At 61.8% G+C, this 19,417-nt stretch carries 15 protein-coding genes and 1 pseudogene; 5 read left to right on the forward strand and 11 right to left on the reverse strand.

The features are described from left to right. Window positions 1-928 precede the first annotated feature (928 nt). Complete coding sequence (dinB, locus tag AC3WLT_RS08605) at window positions 929-2,074, forward strand: DNA polymerase IV (protein WP_492591461.1); 1,146 nt, start codon at window positions 929-931, stop codon at window positions 2,072-2,074. A 186-nt stretch (window positions 2,075-2,260) separates the two neighbouring features. Continuing rightward, a pseudogene (locus AC3WLT_RS08610) lies at window positions 2,261-3,043 on the forward strand (Y-family DNA polymerase); the annotation flags it as partial. On the opposite strand, the gene AC3WLT_RS08615 reads toward AC3WLT_RS08610, so the two are convergent. From AC3WLT_RS08615 to AC3WLT_RS08660, 10 genes are all read right to left on the reverse strand, one after another. Further along, window positions 3,010-4,464, reverse strand: a complete 1,455-nt coding sequence (locus AC3WLT_RS08615) for a heavy metal sensor histidine kinase (RefSeq protein ID WP_492591462.1) — start codon at window positions 4,462-4,464, stop codon at window positions 3,010-3,012. The pseudogene AC3WLT_RS08610 and the gene AC3WLT_RS08615 sit on opposite strands and share 34 nt — an antisense overlap. Beyond that, a complete protein-coding gene (locus AC3WLT_RS08620; RefSeq protein WP_492591463.1) occupies window positions 4,461-5,147 on the reverse strand; it encodes a heavy metal response regulator transcription factor in 687 nt (228 codons plus the stop codon). The genes AC3WLT_RS08615 and AC3WLT_RS08620 overlap by 4 nt, the downstream gene beginning before the upstream one ends. Window positions 5,148-5,226: 79 nt before the next feature. After that, entirely contained in the window at window positions 5,227-6,699 is a 1,473-nt protein-coding gene (locus tag AC3WLT_RS08625) for an efflux transporter outer membrane subunit (protein WP_492591519.1), read from the reverse strand. A 35-nt stretch (window positions 6,700-6,734) separates the two neighbouring features. Continuing rightward, window positions 6,735-7,958: an efflux RND transporter periplasmic adaptor subunit gene (locus AC3WLT_RS08630; protein ID WP_492591464.1), complete on the reverse strand. Its 1,224-nt coding sequence runs from the start codon at window positions 7,956-7,958 to the stop codon at window positions 6,735-6,737. Between the two features lie 22 nt (window positions 7,959-7,980). Then, a complete protein-coding gene (locus tag AC3WLT_RS08635; protein ID WP_492591465.1) occupies window positions 7,981-11,241 on the reverse strand; it encodes an efflux RND transporter permease subunit in 3,261 nt (1,086 codons plus the stop codon). A gap of 524 nt (window positions 11,242-11,765) precedes the next feature. Beyond that, complete coding sequence (locus AC3WLT_RS08640) at window positions 11,766-12,197, reverse strand: hypothetical protein (protein WP_492591466.1); 432 nt, start codon at window positions 12,195-12,197, stop codon at window positions 11,766-11,768. Next, a complete protein-coding gene (locus tag AC3WLT_RS08645) occupies window positions 12,187-12,849 on the reverse strand; it encodes a M35 family metalloendopeptidase (RefSeq protein WP_492591467.1) in 663 nt (220 codons plus the stop codon). Before AC3WLT_RS08645 ends, AC3WLT_RS08640 begins: the two co-directional genes overlap by 11 nt. Then, window positions 12,842-13,426 carry a PAAR domain-containing protein gene (locus AC3WLT_RS08650; RefSeq protein ID WP_492591468.1) on the reverse strand — a complete coding sequence of 195 codons (585 nt, stop codon included), beginning with the start codon at window positions 13,424-13,426 and terminating at the stop codon, window positions 12,842-12,844. Before AC3WLT_RS08650 ends, AC3WLT_RS08645 begins: the two co-directional genes overlap by 8 nt. A gap of 4 nt (window positions 13,427-13,430) precedes the next feature. Continuing rightward, a complete protein-coding gene (locus tag AC3WLT_RS08655) occupies window positions 13,431-14,129 on the reverse strand; it encodes a PAAR domain-containing protein (RefSeq protein ID WP_492591469.1) in 699 nt (232 codons plus the stop codon). Window positions 14,130-14,515: 386 nt separating this feature from the next. Continuing rightward, on the reverse strand, window positions 14,516-14,950 hold the full coding sequence (locus AC3WLT_RS08660) for a VOC family protein (RefSeq protein WP_492591470.1): 435 nt from the start codon (window positions 14,948-14,950) through the stop codon (window positions 14,516-14,518). Between the two features lie 276 nt (window positions 14,951-15,226). Here AC3WLT_RS08660 and AC3WLT_RS08665 point away from each other — a divergent pair, with 276 nt between their 5' ends. Beyond that, window positions 15,227-15,865: a LysE family translocator gene (locus tag AC3WLT_RS08665; RefSeq protein WP_492591471.1), complete on the forward strand. Its 639-nt coding sequence runs from the start codon at window positions 15,227-15,229 to the stop codon at window positions 15,863-15,865. A 40-nt stretch (window positions 15,866-15,905) separates the two neighbouring features. Here the strand turns inward: AC3WLT_RS08665 and AC3WLT_RS08670 are convergent, their stop codons facing one another. Beyond that, window positions 15,906-17,618: a SulP family inorganic anion transporter gene (locus AC3WLT_RS08670; RefSeq protein WP_492591472.1), complete on the reverse strand. Its 1,713-nt coding sequence runs from the start codon at window positions 17,616-17,618 to the stop codon at window positions 15,906-15,908. Between the two features lie 491 nt (window positions 17,619-18,109). Here AC3WLT_RS08670 and AC3WLT_RS08675 point away from each other — a divergent pair, with 491 nt between their 5' ends. Beyond that, the gene (locus tag AC3WLT_RS08675; RefSeq protein ID WP_492591473.1) at window positions 18,110-18,457 is read left to right on the forward strand and encodes an antibiotic biosynthesis monooxygenase family protein; all 348 of its coding nucleotides are present in this window, start codon (window positions 18,110-18,112) and stop codon (window positions 18,455-18,457) included. 76 nt (window positions 18,458-18,533) lie between these two features. Further along, window positions 18,534-19,391: a PA4780 family RIO1-like protein kinase gene (locus AC3WLT_RS08680; RefSeq protein WP_492591474.1), complete on the forward strand. Its 858-nt coding sequence runs from the start codon at window positions 18,534-18,536 to the stop codon at window positions 19,389-19,391. The last annotated feature ends 26 nt before the right edge of the window (window positions 19,392-19,417 follow it).

Genomic DNA, 19,417 nt, shown 5'->3' on the forward strand with positions numbered 1-19,417 from the left:
TGATCTGCCGTTGGCGGGACGCCACTTCGAACGTCGGCAACGGGTCGAAAGTACGCATCCGCTTGTAGTGGAACCGGACATTCGCGGCTGGTGGGATGCGAATGTCCGGAAAGCACCTTGTAGCCGCCCGACCAACGCCGATACATGAATGTCGGCAAAGGCCGACAAGGGAGCGCTCGTGTTTGACACTTAATTGCCCGCTAACGGTTTTAAGACATTTAAGCGCGGTAAGCGATGGAATGGACGCCCCTGCATTCGCTCTATGCGAAACCGTTGGTGAATCGGCATCCGGCCAAAACAACAAGAACTACCCCGTCGGTCAAGGTTCCCGCAGCGGGCTGTTCGAACGTATATAGCGCGGCTGCGATGTCTGCAGTCGTTGTATCACGATGATTCCGTCGAATATCACCGATGTGAAAGTTGCTTCCTAGTACCGACGAGGCATAGTTTCTAGTCTGCTTCCCGACGTAAGCCGGCGTACATTTTCGTGTGGTTGCGCCTCCCAATGCACTCCAGTTCGCCATCAAGCCGAAGACCAGAGGCGCCTCATCAAACCTGCATCTTGGCGCGCGTTTGGCGTTCGGATGCCAAGGAGAACTGGCCGGCGGGGCAGTCGATTCCAATCGAGCGCTGATCGACGCTTCATATCAGCCGCCGAAGTAGCACGCCTCCTGTGCAGCCGGGTCGGAGCGCGGCTCCTCCTTCGCCCCCGGATAGGCATGAGGAAGCAGTCCAGTCCTCGCCGAAACTCCCCATTTGCATTACAAAACGGGTCCACGACCTGACAAAAATACTGTATGAATGTACAGTCTAGGCATTTGCGACGCAGAACGCGATTTCTCGCTGTTTCGACGTTCATTACCGGGGGCTCTCATGAGCGCCGCGTTGGCCAAGCTAGACACTGAACGCTATTTTTGAGTATCAAGGCATGCCAGATCATAGGCGCATAGCCCACATTGACATGGACGCATTCTTTGCGTCCTGTGAACTTTCGCAGTATCCAGAACTGCGAGGCCAAGCCATGGTGGTTGCCGGCCGTCGTTCAGATGCGCCCCGAACGAACGCGGACGGCACGCGTGAATTCTCGCGGTTACGCGACTATACGGGCAGGGGCGTCTTGACGACCGCAACCTACGAAGCACGAGCGCTCGGAGTTCACTCTGGGATGCCGGCGATGAAGGCGGCCCGACTGGCGCCGAATGCCATTCTCCTTCCGGTGAACTTTGACCTCTACCGAACATACTCACGACTGTTCAAGGACGCAGTTCGATCCGTAAGTCCGACAATCGAGGACGTGGGAATAGATGAGGTCTACGCCGATCTATCGCTCTTGAATGACAAATCGGAGCAAATTGCGCGGAACCTGAAATCCGCCGTCTTCGAGGCGACCAACCTCACATGTTCGGTTGGAATTGCGCCAAATAAGCTCCTGGCAAAATTGTGTTCTGACATGCAAAAGCCAGACGGAATCACAATTTTGCGGCTTGAGGATCTGCAAGCTAGGATCTGGCCAATGGCTGCCGGAAAAATCAACGGTATTGGGCCGAAGGCCAACGCCAAGCTGACGTCTCTAGGGATAACGACCATCGGTGAAATTGCCGCATGCAGCGAGCAATGGCTGATCGAACAGTTCGGACGAAGCTATGGGTCATGGCTTCGCAGAGTTTCCCATGGGCTCGATGATAGGCCAGTGGTGACTCATAGCGAGCCTGTCTCGATGAGCCGAGAGACTACATTCGAGCAAGACCTGCACGCCGCACGACACAGGCAGGAACTCGGTACCGCATTTACCCGTTTATGCGAGCAGGTGGCGCTAGATTTGCAGCGTAAAGGCTATCTCGCGCGGAGCATCGGGATCAAGCTTCGCTTCAACGACTTTCAGACAGTAACGCGTGACGTCACGCTCCCAGAACCTGTTGCGGACGCTAAGGCGCTGCGTCACGCGGCCACCCAGTGCCTGAAACGGGTCGAACTTGTTAAATCCATCAGGCTGCTGGGGGTCAAGGCGGGCGGCCTCCAACGTGCGGGAACGACGGAGAGCGAGGCGTCGTCTCAGTTCACGTTGGATTTTTAATGCGCGTACCACCTTACCGAGCAAATGTATCCTAACCCACCAAACACGACCAAAACAGGCAGGTTGGGCGACACTGACCGTGACGAATGTCTTTTTATCAAGAAAAAATTGACTAGTTATTTTATACAAATCAAATAGTTACAACCAAAGAAGCCAGAATTACGCCTCCCACGTTCGCCATACGGCATCTACATCGACCTCACCGACCTGCCCGGCGAGCCGCGCGAGATTGCCGCGCGCATCAAACAGGCGGTCAATCAGGCAACCGGCCTCACCTGCTCCATCTGCGTGGCGCCGAACAAGCTGCTGGCGAAGATCGGCTCCGAACTCGACAAGCCCGACGGCCTCACGATTCTGACGCCCGCCGACGTGCCGCTGCGGGTCTGGCCGCTGCCGGTGCGCAAGGTCAACGGGATCGGGCCGAAGGCGGCGGACAAGCTGACCGCGCTCGGCCTCGCCACCGTAGGCGATCTGGCGGCGGCGGACCTGGGGCTGTTGCAGGACAACTTCGGCCGCAGCTATTCGGCGTGGCTCACGCAAGTCGCGCAAGGCTACGACGAGCGGCCGGTGGTGGTCGAATCCGAGCCCAAGTCGATGAGCCGCGAGACGACTTTCGAACGCGATCTGCATCCGCGTCACGACCGGCCGGCATTGTCCGCGTCGTTTACCGGCTTGTGCGTGCGGGTCGCGGAAGACCTCGTGCGCAAGGGTTACGTGGGCCGGACCGTGGGCATCAAGCTGCGTTACGACGACTTCCGCACGGTCACGCGCGATCTGACCTTGGACGAACCGACCGCGGATGCCGTCGAGATACGGCGCGCGGCAACCGAATGTCTGAGGCGGGTGGAACTGAACCGCAAGCTGCGGCTGCTAGGCGTGCGCGTGAGCGCCTTGACGCCGGCCAATGCGCAACCTGTCAGGCAACGTTTGCCTGTTCAGGCCGATTTGCCCTTTACCAGCGACGAGTAACTCGCAGTTTCAGCGGGCACGCCAGCATTCGAGCGCGCCGCCGGCATGTCGCTCTCCGTGCGCGACACCGCAATCGAAAACGCAAACGTGTTGATGCCGTGCGCGCTTTCCACCGACACCATGCCGCGATGCATCTCCGCAATCGCCTTCACGATCGCCAGACCCAGCCCGTGGTTTTCGCGGCTATTGGTGCGCGACGCCTCGGCGCGATAGAAGCGGTCGAACAGATGTTCGAGCACCGCGGGCTCGATCGGCTCGCCGGGATTGGCCACCGCTACCCGCAATCGATCCGCGTCACGCGAGATCGTCACGGTGATCGCCGTGCCGGGCGCGCAGTGCTGGATCGCGTTCATCAGCAGATTCGTGCATGCGCGGCCGAACAGCGAACGGTTCACGCGCGCCATCGCATCGCCGTGCAGTTGCGCATGCACGCGCGCTTCCTCGAGCGGAATCTCGAGAAACTCCAGCGTATGCGCGACTTCCGCGGCGAGCGACACTTCGACCAGACCGGTCGCCCGCTCGCCCTGATCGGCGCGGGCGAGGAACAGCATGTCGTTGATGATCGTGCGCATGCGTTCGAACTCTTCGAGATTCGATTGCAGCGTGTGACGCAGATCGTCGACCGAACGGTTGCGCGTCAACGCCACTTCGGTCTGCCCGATCAGAATCGTCACCGGCGTGCGCAGTTCGTGCGCAACGTCCGCGTTGAACGATTCGAGGCGGCCATACGCGCCGTCCAGCCGTTCGAGCGCGCCGTTGAACGAATTGGCCAGGTCATTCAACTCGTGCGGCAGCGACGCGGTATTCAGGCGCTGCGAGCGGTTGTTCGGGCTCACCTCGGAGGCTTCCCTCGTCAGGCGCGTCAACGGCGCGAGGCCGAGCCGCGTCACCGAGTAACTGAGCAGGAGCACGGCCAGGCTGCCCAACGCCGACAGCGCGGCGAGCGCCAAACCGAACACGCGCATGGTGATCACGTTGGGCGAACAACTGGCGGCGACTTGCAATTGCACCGGCGGACGCGCGCCGTAAGCAGGTATCGTCTTCGTAATGGTGAGCAGGTCCGAGCCGCCGCCGGCCGGCGAAATGCGCGTATAGCCGCCCTGCCAGCTCCTCACCACCGGACCCTCGACAGGCTTGCCGTAGTGGAAATACGGATCGGCGCTCGCCACCGAATACACGGTGCTGCCGTCGCGCGGCGTCATGTCGGTGAGTTTCTCGCGCGCCATGCGCCATTTTTCCGGCGTCACCGCGTGATAGACGATGATGCGCGCGATCTCGGTGCGGCCGTCGAGCGACTCGCGCAGGTGACTCTCGAGTTGCGTGCGCAACACCAGAAACAGCCCCGTGCCTACCAGCGTGAACACGAACAGCGCAACGAGCGCGAACATCAGCGCGAGGCGGCGGGCGATCGAACGGTTCATGGCTGCTCGGCCTCTTCACGCACTTCGAGCACATAGCCCATGCCGCGCACGGTGTGCAGCAGCTTCGAAGGAAACGGGCCGTCGAGTTTGGCGCGCAAGCGTTTGATCGCGGTTTCGACCACGTTCGTATGGCTGTCGAAATTCACGTCCCACACCAGTTCGGTGATCGCCGTTTTCGACAGGATGTCGCCGTGCCGGCGCGCCAGCACGCTGAGCAACTGGAATTCCTTGGCGGTCAGGTCGAGACGCACGCCGTCGCGCGTCGCGCGCCGGCCGATCAGATCGACGAACAGATCGCCGACGGAGATCAGCGTCGATTCCTGCGAACGCGTGCGGCGCGCGAGCGCATGCAGGCGCTCGACCAGTTCGAGAAAGGAAAACGGTTTGGTGAGGTAGTCGTCCGCGCCTTCGCGCAGGCCGCGCACGCGGTCGTTCACATGATCGCGCGCGGTCAGCATGATGACCGGCGTCGACTTGCGCATGCGCAGCGCCTTCAGCACGCTGAAGCCGTCGCGTTTGGGCAGCATCACGTCGAGCACGATCACGTCGTAATCGAATTCGGTCGCCAGATGCATGCCTTCCTCGCCGTCGAGCGCGACGTCGACGACCCAGCCCTGCTCTGTCAAACCGGAGCGCAGGTAGTCCACCACCTTGTGCTCGTCTTCAACGATCAGCAATTTCATGCGCGTCCCCTTGTGTCTGCATTATACGAAACGCTTCGCCACCCTCTTTTCTGTCTGCCCGTGCCATCCTGTATGCGGCTCACTTTGCGGGAGCCATCGCCTCCTTCGTATCCTGCGCCGGCCGGCTGGCGAGATTGCCGGCCGGCCCAAAGGCGGCCTCCCAGCCGCCGCCGAGCGCCTTCACCAGCGCGACCGACAAAGTCATCTGCTGGCCTCGGATCTGCACGTCCTGACGCTCGCTCGTCAACAATTGCTGCTGCGCGGTGATGACGTCGAGGTAGGCGACGAGGCCGCCCGAATAGCGGTCGTTGGCGAGCGACAGCAGATGCTGCGCATCGGTCACCGCTTCCTGCGATTGCTTCGCCGCACCGTCCAGCACCGAGAGGCCCGTGATGCCGTCCTGCACCTGCTGGAATGCGTTGAGCACGGTCTGCCGATAGTTCGCCTCGGTGGCCTTGTAGCCTTCGCTCGCGAAGTCGAGGTTCGCCGCCCGCCGGCCGCCGTCGAACAGCACCTGGCCGACCGCCGCGCCGAGCGTCCACATCAAGGTGGGCGCGCTCAGCAAACTGGCGAACTGCGTGCTCTCCCAACCGATGCCCGGCGTCAGCGTCAGGCTCGGAAAAAACGCCGCTTTGGCGACGCCAATCTGCGCATTCGCGGCGGCCATCGCGCGTTCTGCCGACGCGACATCCGGACGGCGCTGCAGCACGTCGCTCGGCAAGCCGAGCGGAATCGGTGGCACCTGCGCGTCGAGCACCTTGGGCTCGATCGCGAACTGCGGCGCGGGCACGCCGACCAGAGCGGCAATCGCGTGTTCGAATTGCGCGCGCTGATTCAACAGCAATTGCGCCTGCACGCGAGTCGAATCGAGTTGCGCTTTCTGCTGCAACACGTTCAACCCGGACACCGCGCCGAGGTCATGCTGGGACGTCACGTAATCGAGCGCCTTCTGCTGCAACTGCACCGATTGATTCAGCACGTCGATCTCGGCGTCGAGCTCGCGCAGCGAAAAGTAACTGGTGGCGAGGTCGGTGCTCAGCACGAGCCGCGCGTTGGCCAGGTCATCGGCCGATTGCTCCGCCGAGGCCGTCGCGCCCTCCACCTGGCGACGTATCCGGCCGAATAGATCGGTGTCGTAGTTGATCGACGCGCCGAGCTGAAGATTGTCCTGTACCGTCGACTGCGTCGGCGTGGCGTAGTTGGTGAGCGGGCGGCTCTTCGAAATCCTGAAGCGCGACGCCGACGCCGCCAGATCGACCTCGGGAATCCGTTGCGCGCTGATATTGGCGAGCGTCGCCTTGGCCTGCGCATAGTGCGCGCTGGCCAAGGCCAGCGTCTGATTCTGCGCGAGCGCCTGTGTTTCCAGCGTGGCGAGCGTCGCATCGCCGAAGCCGTTCCACCAGTCAGGCGCGATCGGCGCGTGCGAAGGCGCGGCCACGCGCCAGTAGGAATCGGTTTGCCACGCCGGCGGCACCTCGGCTTGCGGCCGCTGATAATCGGGCCCGACCGTGCACGCGGCCAGCAACGCGGCGCTCGCGGCGGCCGTCAGCATGGCTGCCGCGCGGCAAGGGCAAGTGGCCGCCGGATTCACGGCGCCTCCTTGCCGCTTGTCTGCGGCTGCGCGATCTGCACATGATCGCCATCCGCGATCGAATCGCTCGGGTTGACGATGATCTTGTCGCTCGCCTCGATCCCGCTTTCGATTTCGAGCGACTGCCCCAGATCCTGCGCGATCACGATCTTGCGCAACTGCACGTTCCCATTCGCGTCGACCGCGGCGACCCGCGGACCTTCGGCGCGAAACAGCAGCGCATTGCCCGGCACCATCAGGCGCGCATGGGCGGCGGCCGGCAACGCAACCTGCACATACGCGCCGGGGCGCAGCTTGCCGTCGGGATTCGGCAGCGTCACTTCGACTTGCAGCGAGCGGGTCGGCACGTCGATCGCGCCGGAGATGTGCGTGATCGCGCCGTGAAACTGCTGCCCCGGCAGTTCCGCCTGGGTCACGACCACGTTCTGTCCATCAGCGACGTTCTGCGCGTACGCCTGCGGCAGTTGCACATAAACCCGCAGCGGGTCCGACTGCGCGAGCGCGAACAACGCGCGGCTCGTGCCGCTGCCCGCGTCGATCAGATCGCCGACGTCGACATTGCGCTGCGTGACGACACCCGCGAACGGCGCGACGATGCGCTTGAACGATTCGAGCTGCCGCAAGCGCTGCACGTTGGCGTCGGCGGCGGCGAGATTGGCGAGGTCCTGCGCGTAGGCGCTTTGCCGTTCGTCGAGTTCCTGTTGCGAGACCGCATCGCGCTGACGCAACTGCTGCCAGCGCTCCAGCGAACTCTTCGCGAGACCGAGACTCGAGCTGGTTTGCTGGCGCTGCGCCAAGGCCTGCGCGAGTTCCTGATCGATTTCCGGCGTATCGAGATCGGCCAGCAATTGCCCCTGCTTCACCCGCGTGCCGATATCGGCGTACCAGTGCAGCAGATAACCGGTCGAGCGCGCGTAGATCGGCGATTCGACGTTGCCGCGCAAGGTGCCCGGCAGCAAGGTATTGCCGCCGCCTTCGGTTTGCGTCGGGCTCACCACATTGACGTACTGGACCGCGTTCTGCCTCGTCGTCTCGGCCACCGTCCGGCTTTGCAGAACATCCACGACTACCGTGCGCAGCGCGCCTACGGCGAGCAATGCGAGGACGATCCAGACAGCGATCCTGGCGCGCTTCCACTCGCGATTGCGCGGCGGCAATGCGTGGCCACCTTCGGTTTCTCGCGAAGGGATCGCTAGCGATGCATGAGTTTTTTCGGTCATCTCAGTCAGCCGTCATTTAACGTTACGCGTGCTTGCCGTCGCCGCCGTGATCCGGCGCGGAGCCGTCGTGATGTGCGCCGCCGCCGGCACCGCCATTGCCGTCATTGCCGTCATTGCCGTCATTGCCACCGTCGCTGCCGTTGCCGCGGCGCCGGGCGAGGCGGCCATGAATGCCCGCGAACACGAGTGGCACGAAAAACAGCGTAGACACGGTGGCGAACAGCAAACCGCCGATCACCGCGCGGCCGAGCGGCGCGTTCTGCTCGGCGCCTTCGCCGAGCCCGAGCGCCATCGGAATCATGCCGATGATCATCGCGAACGCAGTCATCAGCACCGGCCGGATCCGGCTCGCGCCGGCTTCGAGCGCGGCGGTGAGCGGCGGCGACCCGGCCGCGAGCCGATGGCGCGCGAACGACACCATCAGGATACTGTTGGCGGTCGCCACGCCCATCGTCATGATCGCGCCGGTCAACGCCGGCACGCTCAGGTGCGTGCCCGTGAGGAACAGCATCCACACGATGCCCGCCAATGCCGCCGGCAACGCGCTGACGATGACGAGCGGATCGACCCACGACTGGAAATTCACCACGATCAGCAGGTACACCAGCACGATCGCCATCGCCACGCCGAGCCCCAAACCGAAGAACGAGCTGCGCATCGTCTGCACCTGGCCGCGCACGGTGATCTGACTGCCGCGCGGCAGCGAAGCCCGCACGTTATCGACCAGCTTGTCGACTTCATTCGCCACGCTGCCGAGATCGCGCTTTTCGACGCTCACGTACAGATCGATCACCGGCCTGATGTTGTAGTGCGTGACCACCGCGAACTGGTTCTGCGGCGCGACGCGCACCAGGTTGCCGAGCAGTTGCGTCGGTCCGGTGGCCGAACCCGACACCGGCGTGCGCAACAGTTCGTCGATCGACGAGATCCGATATTGCGGCGTTTGCACCGCGACGTTGTATTCGACGCCGTTGCGGTTGTTGAACCAAAAGCCCGGCGACGTCTGCGAACTGCCCGACAAGGAAATGAGCACGTTTTGCGCCACGTTGCTCGCGCTCAGATTGAGTTGCTGCAAGCGGGTGCGGTCCATCTGAAGATTGATCGCCGGTTCGTCGAGCTTTTGCTGGATGTGCGTATCGACGGTGCCCGGAATCATCCGCACCTGTTTCAGCAGCTTGCGGGCGATGTCGAAGTTGCCTTGCTGGTCCGTGCCGGAAATTTGCACGTCGACCGCGGCGGGCAAGCCGAAGTTGAGAATCTGCGTGACGATGTCGGCGGGTTGAAAGAAGAATTCGACGCCCGGAAAGCGCTGCGGCAGCAGCGCGCGCAATCTGTCCATATAGGTTTGCGTGGGCTTGTGCTCCGGCTTGAGCGCCACCTGAATCTCGCCGTCCAGCGTGCCGATCGTGCCCGCGTTGCTATACGAGAGGTTGATGCCGCTGTACGGCAAGCCCAGGTTGTCGAGGATCGTGCCGAGTTCCTTGCCCGGCACCACCTCGCGAATCACCTTTTCGACCCGGTCGGCCAGACGCGCGGTTTCCTCGATGCGGGTGCCGGTCGGCGCGCGCATGTGCAGACGAATGTCGCCCGCGTCGACGCTGGGAAAGAAGTCTTCGCCGAGCACGAACGTGAGGCCCATCGACACGACGCAAAAGCCGAGGAATACGCTGGCGAAGAAACGCCGGCGCACCAGCAGACTGCTGAGAATCACGATGTACGCGCCGCGCATGCGCTCGAAGCCCGCGTCGAAGCGATGGTAGAGCCGCATGAAGAGGTTCGGTCCGGCGGCGGCTTTGGGCTTGTGCGCGTGACCCATCAACAGCATGGCCAGCGTCGGCACCAGCGTGCGCGACAGCACGTACGAGGCGAGCATCGCGAACACCACCGCTTCGGCGAGCGGCACGAACAGATATCGCGCGACGCCGGTCAGGAAGAACATCGGTACGAACACGATGCAGATGCACAGTGTCGACACGAGGGCGGGAACCGCGATTTCACCGGCGCCTTCGAGAATCGCGTCGTGCAGATTCGTGCCCATATGCAGATGCCGTTCGATGTTCTCGATCGTCACCGTCGCATCGTCGACCAGAATCCCGACGGCCAGCGCGAGGCCGCCGAGCGTCATGATGTTGATGGTCTGTCCTAACGCATGCAAGGCGATCAGCGACGACAGGATCGATAGCGGAATCGATATCGCGATGATGCAGGTGCTGCGCCAGTTGCCGAGAAACAGCAGAATCATCGCGGCCGTCAGCCCGGCGGCGGCCAGCGCTTCGCGCACCACGCCCTGCACGGCCGCTTTCACGAACACGGACTGATCGAACAGCGCCGTGATGCTCAGGTCCGGCGGCAGCGCCGCGCGCGCGGTCGGCAGCAAGCCGTGCAGCGTGTTGACGATCGACAGCGTCGACGCGCTGCCGTTTTTCAGCACCGACATCAGCACGCCGCGATGGCCGTCCTGCCGCACGATATTGGTCTGCGGCGAAAAACCGTCGCGCACGTGCGCGACTTCACGCAGATAGGTCGTCGCGCCGTTGAGCGTGCGCACGGGAATATCGTTGAGCCCTTCCACCGTGGGCGGCGAGCCGTTCATATTGATCGTGTATTCCTTCGGCCCGATCTTGGCCGTGCCGGTCGGCAGAATCAGGTTTTGCGCATTGAACGCGCTCACCACGTCGGACGGCGTCAGCCCTTTGGCCAGCAGCGCGCGCGTGTCGAGATCGACCGAAATCAGACGCGATTTGCCGCCGTACGGATACGGTACGGCGGCGCCCGGAATCGTCACGAGTTGCGGGCGCAGGAAGTTCAGCGCGGTGTCGTTGAGCGCCTGCTCGGAGAGCTTCGGACTCGACAAGCCGAGCTGGATCACCGGAATGCTCGACGCCGAATAGCTGATCACCAGCGGCGGCGTGGCGCCCGGCGGCATCTGCCTGAGTTGCGCCTGTTCGATGGCCACCGTCTGCGCGATCGCGGTCTGGATGTTCGCGTTCGGCTGCAGGAACACCTTGATGATCGCGATGCCGGCGAGCGACTGCGATTCGATGTGCTCGATGTCGTTGACCGTGGTGGTCAGGCTGCGCTCGTTGACCGACGTCATCCGATTGGCCATGTCTTCGGCAGACAGGCCCGTGTATGTCCAGATGATGCTGACCACTGGAATATCGATTTCCGGCAGCACGTCGACCGGCGTGGTCAACAGCACGAACGGCGTCGCCAGCAGGATCAGGATAGCCATCACGATGAACGTGTATGGCCGCTTTAGCGCTACGTTGACGATCCACATTGAAACGCGCCCGAGAGAATGCAGGTAAGAAACTGAATCGCCGTGACTGGACGGTCGCGCTGCTTCAGCCTATGACATGCCAAAACCGGCAGACGTGACATGACCTGAGCCCATGTTGCCGGAGCCTATGCCACGCACCTCTCCCGGTGAATCAGTGCTAATGCTAGATCGGTAGCACCAACGCCTGCATGGCGCGAAAATGGCGGAATCGTCAGGAAGGTTAATGTAGGAGTATGGGGCTGATCCTGCGGTACGCTACTTAGCGATTGGCAAACGTTTGGCGGCGGGAGATCGGTGTTGTTTAAGTGCTGAAACAGAAGGCCGGCCAACCCTTCCGTTGACCGGCCCCAGACTGCTGAGCAACTCCACGTTTTCCGTGGCGTCGGGTCTGTTTTTTAAGGGTGGCCGATACGGTGGGCCGACACACTCCGAGTCTTCCGGTCCTGAGCGTGGCGTCCACTTCGCCCCGTTACCGTAAAGAGGGCGAGATCTGTTGCGCGACACTCAGTCTGCGCGTGTCGGCGTTATCGACTATCGCAGCAACTGTCTGGACAACCCGGCGACAACTCAACTTCGACCCTACGCCCGTTCTGGTCAATATCATTAGGGGCGAGCGGCTTGTATATCCGACTGCTGATATGGATCGGCGCTCGCACAAGACCGAACTGAACAAGTGCAAGTTTTACTTCTTCCGCCCGATTCGCCGCGAGCTTAACAGGCGAATTCTCCGACGCTTCCGCAAGTCCCCCAATGTAAAGCCCGTCGTGAATGGGAAATTCAAGTTTCATATCAGCCGCCCAGTTAGCCAGCTTCAGCAACTCAAGGCCGTTCACGGCACTTGAATTCTTCGTGAAAACCACGTCGATACTCTGACCGGGTAGATTTTGGGAGCCGGAACATGCGTGAGCCGAAACACAGAGCGTTGCGAACAGCAATCCGATAATTTTAGTCACCATAGATTACGTACCCCGCGACACTATCAGCATTCGAAATTGCCAAGTCAGGGTGCGCTTGTCCCCAATCTTTCAGTTGCGGAACGATTGTATATTTTTGATCGATTGTTGCCATCGTGTCCTGAAAGTGCGTGACCTCATGAATGAGTGTCGATATTTTTGAATCTGCGTACGCTGACCAGTCGCGCATAAGGCAGAATTTTTCGCTAATAGAGATTGTGTGTGTTGCAGTGTCGGGAGCGCAGACGTGCGCCGCCTCCTGGACCCGATTGGTCACGTTAGGCAGACAGCCTATCGCTCGATCACCGTCATCGCTGGACCTTATAAAGTTCTTCGGTCCTAGTCCACGTAGTATGCGGTTCACCGCGGCCAGGCCCGTGAGCAAATGCGTCCTAGTTGCTTCGTCACTTACGCCGAACCAATCAAAGACTCGGGATTTCTCGGCTGAGGACCACTTCGTCAGCGCTGAAATCCGCACGTCAACAAGCGAAACAGCGTGATCCCGCAATTTCAGCACAAGTGCTCGAAATTCCTTGTCCGCCATATTCGGACAGATCGGGGGCTTATCCGTCCAGATGTCTACGTATACTTTCGAACCCGGTGTGGTGTTCGTCACAGCGCCATCGTGAACCGTTACATAGTCTGAGTCAGGCATTTCTGCTCGTCTCCTTCACTTCGAGTTTGAGAGTTTCCGTTCCGTCTGTTGTCACACGTTTCGTATGACCTTCAGCATCGGTCACACCGTCAAACGTTCTGCCAGCCGCCGTGCGTATCCGATAGCGCATGTTTGCCAGAGGGCGGGACGTCATGGCGTCGCGCAACACGTATTGCTCGTCAAAGCTTCCTGCCATCTGGGACGATGCACCGGACGGAAACGCGGCGGCTGCATGGCTGACGCCACCCATGTCGTCGAAGACCATCCAACTTCGGCCATAGACCGGAATGATGCGCGGGGGCGTCGCGCATTTGCAGAGCACCTTATCGCCGCCTAGCGCCTGGTATCGACCCAAGGTGGCATCGAACATGCGCCGGTTGTCCAGGCATCCGGCAGCCGCAACGATCTCACCGGCACTCTTGCACCGGTCGCACCACGCCATATGGCCAAGAAACGTCATTCGTCTGTGGCGTCCGTCCTGACCTTCGATCGTGCAGTTAGCGAGCCCATCTATGACGCGGCTATTTTCTCCACTGTCGAGCGGATCATCTTCAACAACGCTATAGAAAATCGCCATTGGGTCAGGCTCCCGCAGGTCGTGCTAAAGCGTCGTCAGATCCGTGAACCGGAACATCGGGCGGGACTGGAACGAGGCTCACAGCATGGTTTTCGCGATCGGGGCTGTCGGTAATCGCATCGCCGTTATCGAGCAGGCTGCCAACGACAGCAAGTGGCCGGAAACCTGACCTGTCGGGCAGGCCGATGGCCGTGACGATTTGTGCCCGCGTGCCGTCTGCATATTCGATGAAATCGCCGACACAGGCCGCATTACGGTGAATCTCGCGGATAGGGTGGTCGCTCGTTGCTTCCCGCAGCACACCGCCGAGCCGGGTTGTCGCTCCTTTGACGGCAAAACGATATGTCGTCCCGGTGTATGGCGGCGGCACGTAGCTGGCATCGAAAAGCCCGTCGATTGTTTCGCCTGCACGCACGACGATGCCGTGGTCCTTCACCAGCGTCTCGATGATCCGGTCGCCATTGCTCAGGCTGCTGCCGACCACTGCAGCGGGCCGGTTGCCGATCACCAGCGCGAAACCCGCCCCGTCCATAATCACCGCCTCACTGCCGTCCGGGTATGTCACGACATCACCGACCCGTGCGACATTCAGACCGGCGATAGCGTAGCCACCGGTTGCGGTCGTAACCCGTCCGCCTCGAGTGGTCAGCGAACCGATTGTCGCGAACAGATAGGTTGTTTCGTTGATTGCGCTATTTTTCATGCGCCAGTCTCCTTCAGGGTTGAACAAACTTCTGAAGGGAGATTGGTTTTGTCTGTTACTGACGTAAATCGGAGATATCTGAAAAGTGTGAGGGGCGCTGATATTCGAGGCATCGGCACCCCGCCGCGCCTGTCGGCTTCATCGCGCCTGCGCTGCGATCATTTTTTGAGTACACGCCATGAAAGTGACTGTGCGCAACGGAGGGGGAAATGAGGTGCGTGCAGTCGTGAGCACGAACACCATCAGCAATTCTCAGATTGAGGCGGGCGCGACGGTCGAACGATACCGCGACTCCGGCAGCAATGCACAAGCCCGTTCCTGTTCTGAGGCCGGTCAACCCTTCAGTTGACTGGCCTTTTGATTTGAACCAGCTGGTGCCGCCAGACTTACTTCGCGAACAACGACGACATATCGGCAAACGCCTTGAACTCCAGCGCGTTGCCCGACGGATCGAGAAAGAACATCGTCGCCTGTTCGCCGACTTCGCCCTTGAAGCGCACGTACGGCTCGATGATGAAGTCGATGCCTGCCTGCTGCAGCTTGTCCGCCGCGGTTTGCCATTGCTCCATCGACAGCACCGCGCCGAAGTGGCGCACCGGCACCGCGTGGCCGTCGACTTCGCTGGTCTGCCGATGCCCGGCCTCTTCCGGCGCGAGATGCGCGACGATCTGGTGGCCGTAGAAATTGAAATCCACCCAGTCCGCCGAGCTGCGCCCTTCCGGACAGCCCAGCAGGTCGCCGTAAAACTCGCGCGCGGCGGCGAGGCTGTGAACAGGAAACGCCAGATGGAACGGCGGCAAAACGGTTTCGGCAACGCTCATGGTGGAAGAACTCACGGATAAGAAAGTGGAGACGCGCATCGGGGCGCGCAACGGCAAGTTTAACCACGAGTAAAAGTGTTGAATAACGATATATATTTGCCCTGACCAGCACCAGAATCGATCAATAGATCACGTTCGGCGAACCCGATTGTCCTGCCGGGCAGGACCTCAACTGTATCTGTGACAATCGCGCGCCGCCCGGCAGAATCCCTGTTCGCGTGTCGTTTCGCGCTTCCGGCCGCGCCGCCTCGCGCGGTCTCCTCCAAGGTATCGCCCATGACCGCCAGCACCTTTCTGACCGCAGACGTCCTGATCGCCTATAGCGCCTACTTCGTCGGCACCGCGAGCCCGGGGCCGAGCAACCTCGCCATCATGTCGCTGGCGATGAGCGTCGGCAGAAAAGCCGCGCTCACCTTCGCGCTCGGCGTGGTGTCCGGTTCGTTCTTCTGGGCGTTGCTGGCGTCGCTGGGTTTGTCGGCGGTACTCGCGGCTTACTCGGAATGTCTGGTGGCGATCAAGATCGCCGGCGGACTCTATCTGCTGTGGCTCGGCTTTAAATCCGCGCGCTCCGCCTTGCGCGCCGAACCACTGCCCGCGGGCGCCGCACGGCAAGGCGAGCCGCTCAAACGGCTCTATCTGCGCGGTTTGCTGCTGCATCTCACCAATCCGAAAGCGATCCTGGTGTGGCTGTCGATCGTGTCGCTGGCGGTAACGCCTGCGGCCGGCACGTCGCATACCGCGCCGGTGGTGCTCGGCTGCATGTGCATCGGCGTGTGCGTGTTCAGCAGCTATGCCGTGCTGTTTTCAACCGCGTCCGCACGGCGCGTCTATGCCGCAATCCGCCGCTGGCTCGACGGTTCGCTTGCGGTCATGTTCGGCATTGCCGGCATCAAGCTGCTGACCTCGAGAATCTAGAGGCTGCCACGCCTACCGCCCTGCAATACCGTCCATGCCGCTATAGCGCGTCTTTCAGCTGATCGCCCGGCTGATGCACCCCGGCCATACGCAGCGCTTCGTGCAGCGTGCCGAAAATGCAGCTCACGCCGACGATCGGCGTGATGCCATGCCGGTCCATATCCGAACGCAAATAACGGTTCACGCGGGCAAAGATCACTTCAATGCCGCTCTGCTTCAGCGTCTGGCATAGCTCGCCCACCGAGCGCGCCGCCGAATAGTCGAGGTCCGTGATCGCGCTCGCGTCGATCACGAACCAGCGCACCGGGCTCGGCGCCTGTGCGATCAGATGGCGCGCATCTTCGACGAAAAAGTGGTCGTTCGCATAGAACAGATCGGCGCCGAAGCGATAGATGAGCAGTCCCGGCGCAGTCTGCTCGCCCGGCACGGCCGGCACCGGCACCCAGATGCCGTCGTCGCCGGGTACGAGGACCATGGTGTGCGGCCGGTAGCTGTGCCGCACATGCCTCAACAGCGAAAACGCAACCGCCACAAGAATGCCATGCTCGACGCCGATCAGCACCACCGCCGCGGCAGTGAACACGGCCAGCGTGAATTCGCCCGGACTCTCGCGGCGAATCGAAAACAGCGTCTTCAGATTGATCAGGCCAAGGGCGATCGTGAAGACGATGCTGGCCAGAATGCAGTGCGGCAAATACTGTAAGAACCGGCTGAAGAACAGCAGTACCGCGACCACCACCACCGCGAACACGAGTTGCGCGAACTGGCTGCGCGTGCCGACGCGGTCGGCCATTGCCGTTTGCGTAGGACTGCCGTTGACGACGAACGCGCCGGTGAACGCGGCCGCCGCATTGGCGGCGGCGAGGCCCAGCAGATCGGCGTTGGTATCGACAGGTTCGTGATACCGCTCGGCGAACACGCGGCTCGCCGCGGCGCTTTGCGCGACGATCATCACGAAGCACGAAGCGGCGACCGGCAGCAGATCGAGCGCCTGCTGCCATGTTATCGACGGCATGCGCAGCCGCGGCAGTCCGCCCTCCACCGGGCCGAGCACAGCGATACCGTGCGCCGCGAAACCATAAAGGTCGCTGGCGGCGATACCCGTCACCACGGCGATCAACGGCACCGGCACGCGTGGCAAGATCCGCTTGCACACCAGAGTGGACACGACCACCAGCACGGAAATGCCGAGCGTCGCCAGATTGGTCCGCGCCACGTCATGCGCCACCAGAGCAAGCTGATCGATGCTGCGCGCGGCATGCCCGGGCAAACCGAGCATATCGCCCAGCATCGCAATGCCGACCTGCACGCCGACCCCGGCCAGAAAACCGACCAGTACGGTGCGCGACAGGAAGTCGGCGAGAAAACCGAGTTTGAAAACCCGCGCGATGAGCAGCAACGCGGCGGTGAACAAGGCGACCATCGCGGCGAGCGCCGCATACTCCGCACTCGCAGCCGGTGCCATGGTCGACAGCCGGCTCGCGAAAATCGTCGCCGTCGCCGAGTCGGCGGCGACCACGAGATGCCGCGATGCGCCGAAAAACGCAAACGCGATCAGTGGCAAAAAGACGGTGTAAAGGCCGGTCACCGCAGGCATGCCGGCAATGCGCGCATAGCCGAGCACTTGCGGAATATCCATCGACGCGAGTTCCACGCCGGCCAGCGCATCGCGCGCCGCCGCAGCTCGGTCCAGAGGAAAGACGCCTTTCAGTACGCCAAGGCGCGCGGCCATGTTTGCCAGAGAATCTCGCATGCGCGATGCAGCCCCCATTCAGGTTTATCGCGCATCGTGCCGCGAGTCGGCACACAAAAGCAAGACTCAGGAGATGAATCGGCTAAATAAGCCGGCGAAAACCGGGCGGACCCGCACTCCGCTCGTGAGTCGGCGGAATCGACGGAATCGCCTGAAGCTCGGATTTAACGCTTGAACTGTCCTGTCAACGGATCCACGCGCCGCGCAAAACCGAACAGCGCAGCGATGCAAATAGGACAGGCAATGATGAATACGGCCAACATCTCGCACCCCCCGTAACAAAATGTTACTGGCAGTTTAAGTGATAGCCGTCTGAAAAGAACGAGGGAAAACCGCAAAACAGTGTTGCAGTGGATTACGTGCACGTCATTGGCGCGGGGATTTTCGCTCGTGAAAATTCGGAGAAAAACGCTGGAAATAGCGGTGGAAACCGTATGCGCCGCAGTGCGCTATGATGCGCAAACCTTTGTAATCGTACAAAACAATCCGCCATGTACACCTCCACTTTCATCTTCGCAACGAAGCAATTCGACGAACGCTTCTATCGCCTCGACGGCGCAATCGCCACTGCTGCGAAGGCCATTCCTGGCTATCTCGGCGAAGAAACGTGGGAAAACGCGGCGACCGGCCTGACGTCGAACGTGTACTACTGGGAATCGCTCGACGCGTTGCAGGCGTTAATGCAGCATCCGGCCCATCTGGAAGCGAAAGCCGCGCAGGCGAACTGGCTCGATGGCTATCAGGTGATCATCGCCGAAGTGTTGCGCACGTACGGCGACGCGGGCTTCGCGCATCCGGCGGCGGGGACTATTTCCGCCACCCCTTATAATCCGGCATGATCCAAACCCCGCACTGCCTCCCCTCGCCAACGGTCACGCATGGCCGCGTCGCCGCCCACCGCTTCCCGGCGGCTGCATGAAAACGCCGAAACGTCTGCTCCCGCTGGTCGAAGAAGGCCTGATCGATGAAGTCATTTCCCAGTTGATGAGCGGCAAGGAAGCCACCGTCTACGTGGTGCGCAGCGGCGACGCCACACGCTGCGCGAAGGTCTACAAGGACGCCAGCCAGCGCAGTTTCCGCCAGGCGGCGTCGTATCGCGAAGGCCGCAAGGTCAAGAACAGCCGCCAGCAGCGCGCGATGGAAAAAGGCAGCCGCTATGGCCGCGAAGTGCAGGAGCAGGCGTGGCAGAACGCCGAAGTCGATGCGCTGTTCCAGCTCGCCAACGCAGGCGTGCGCGTGCCGCAACCGTTCATTTGCACCGACGGCGTGCTGCTGATGGAATTGGTCACCGACGCCGACGGCAATGTCGCGCCGCGTCTGAACGACGTGGAGCTGACTGAAGCGCGCGCGCTCGAATTGCACGCGCTGCTGCTCAACCAGGTGGTGCGCATGCTGTGCGCCGGCGTGATTCACGGCGACCTGTCCGAATACAACATCCTGCTCGCCGCCGATGGGCCGGTGATCATCGACCTGCCGCAAGCCGTGGATGCCGCGGGCAATCTCGAAGCGCCTGCAATGCTGGAGCGCGACGTGAACAATCTCGCCGCGTATTTCGGCCGTTTTGCACCGGCCTTGCTCGAGGCGAGCTATGGCAAGGAAATCTGGGCGCTGTTCGAAGCGGGCGCGTTGCACGTCGATGCCGAGCTGACCGGCCGCGTCGAACTGGACACCACGCCGATCGACCTGGAGGCCGTGCTACAGGAACTCGAAGATACGCGGCTCGACGAAGAAGCGCGCCTACGCTACGAACAGTCGCTGCGCAGCGGCACTTGAGGGGCACTTGCGGGGCACTTGCGGGG

The organism is Paraburkholderia sp. FW306-2-2C-D06C (assembly GCF_058781505.1).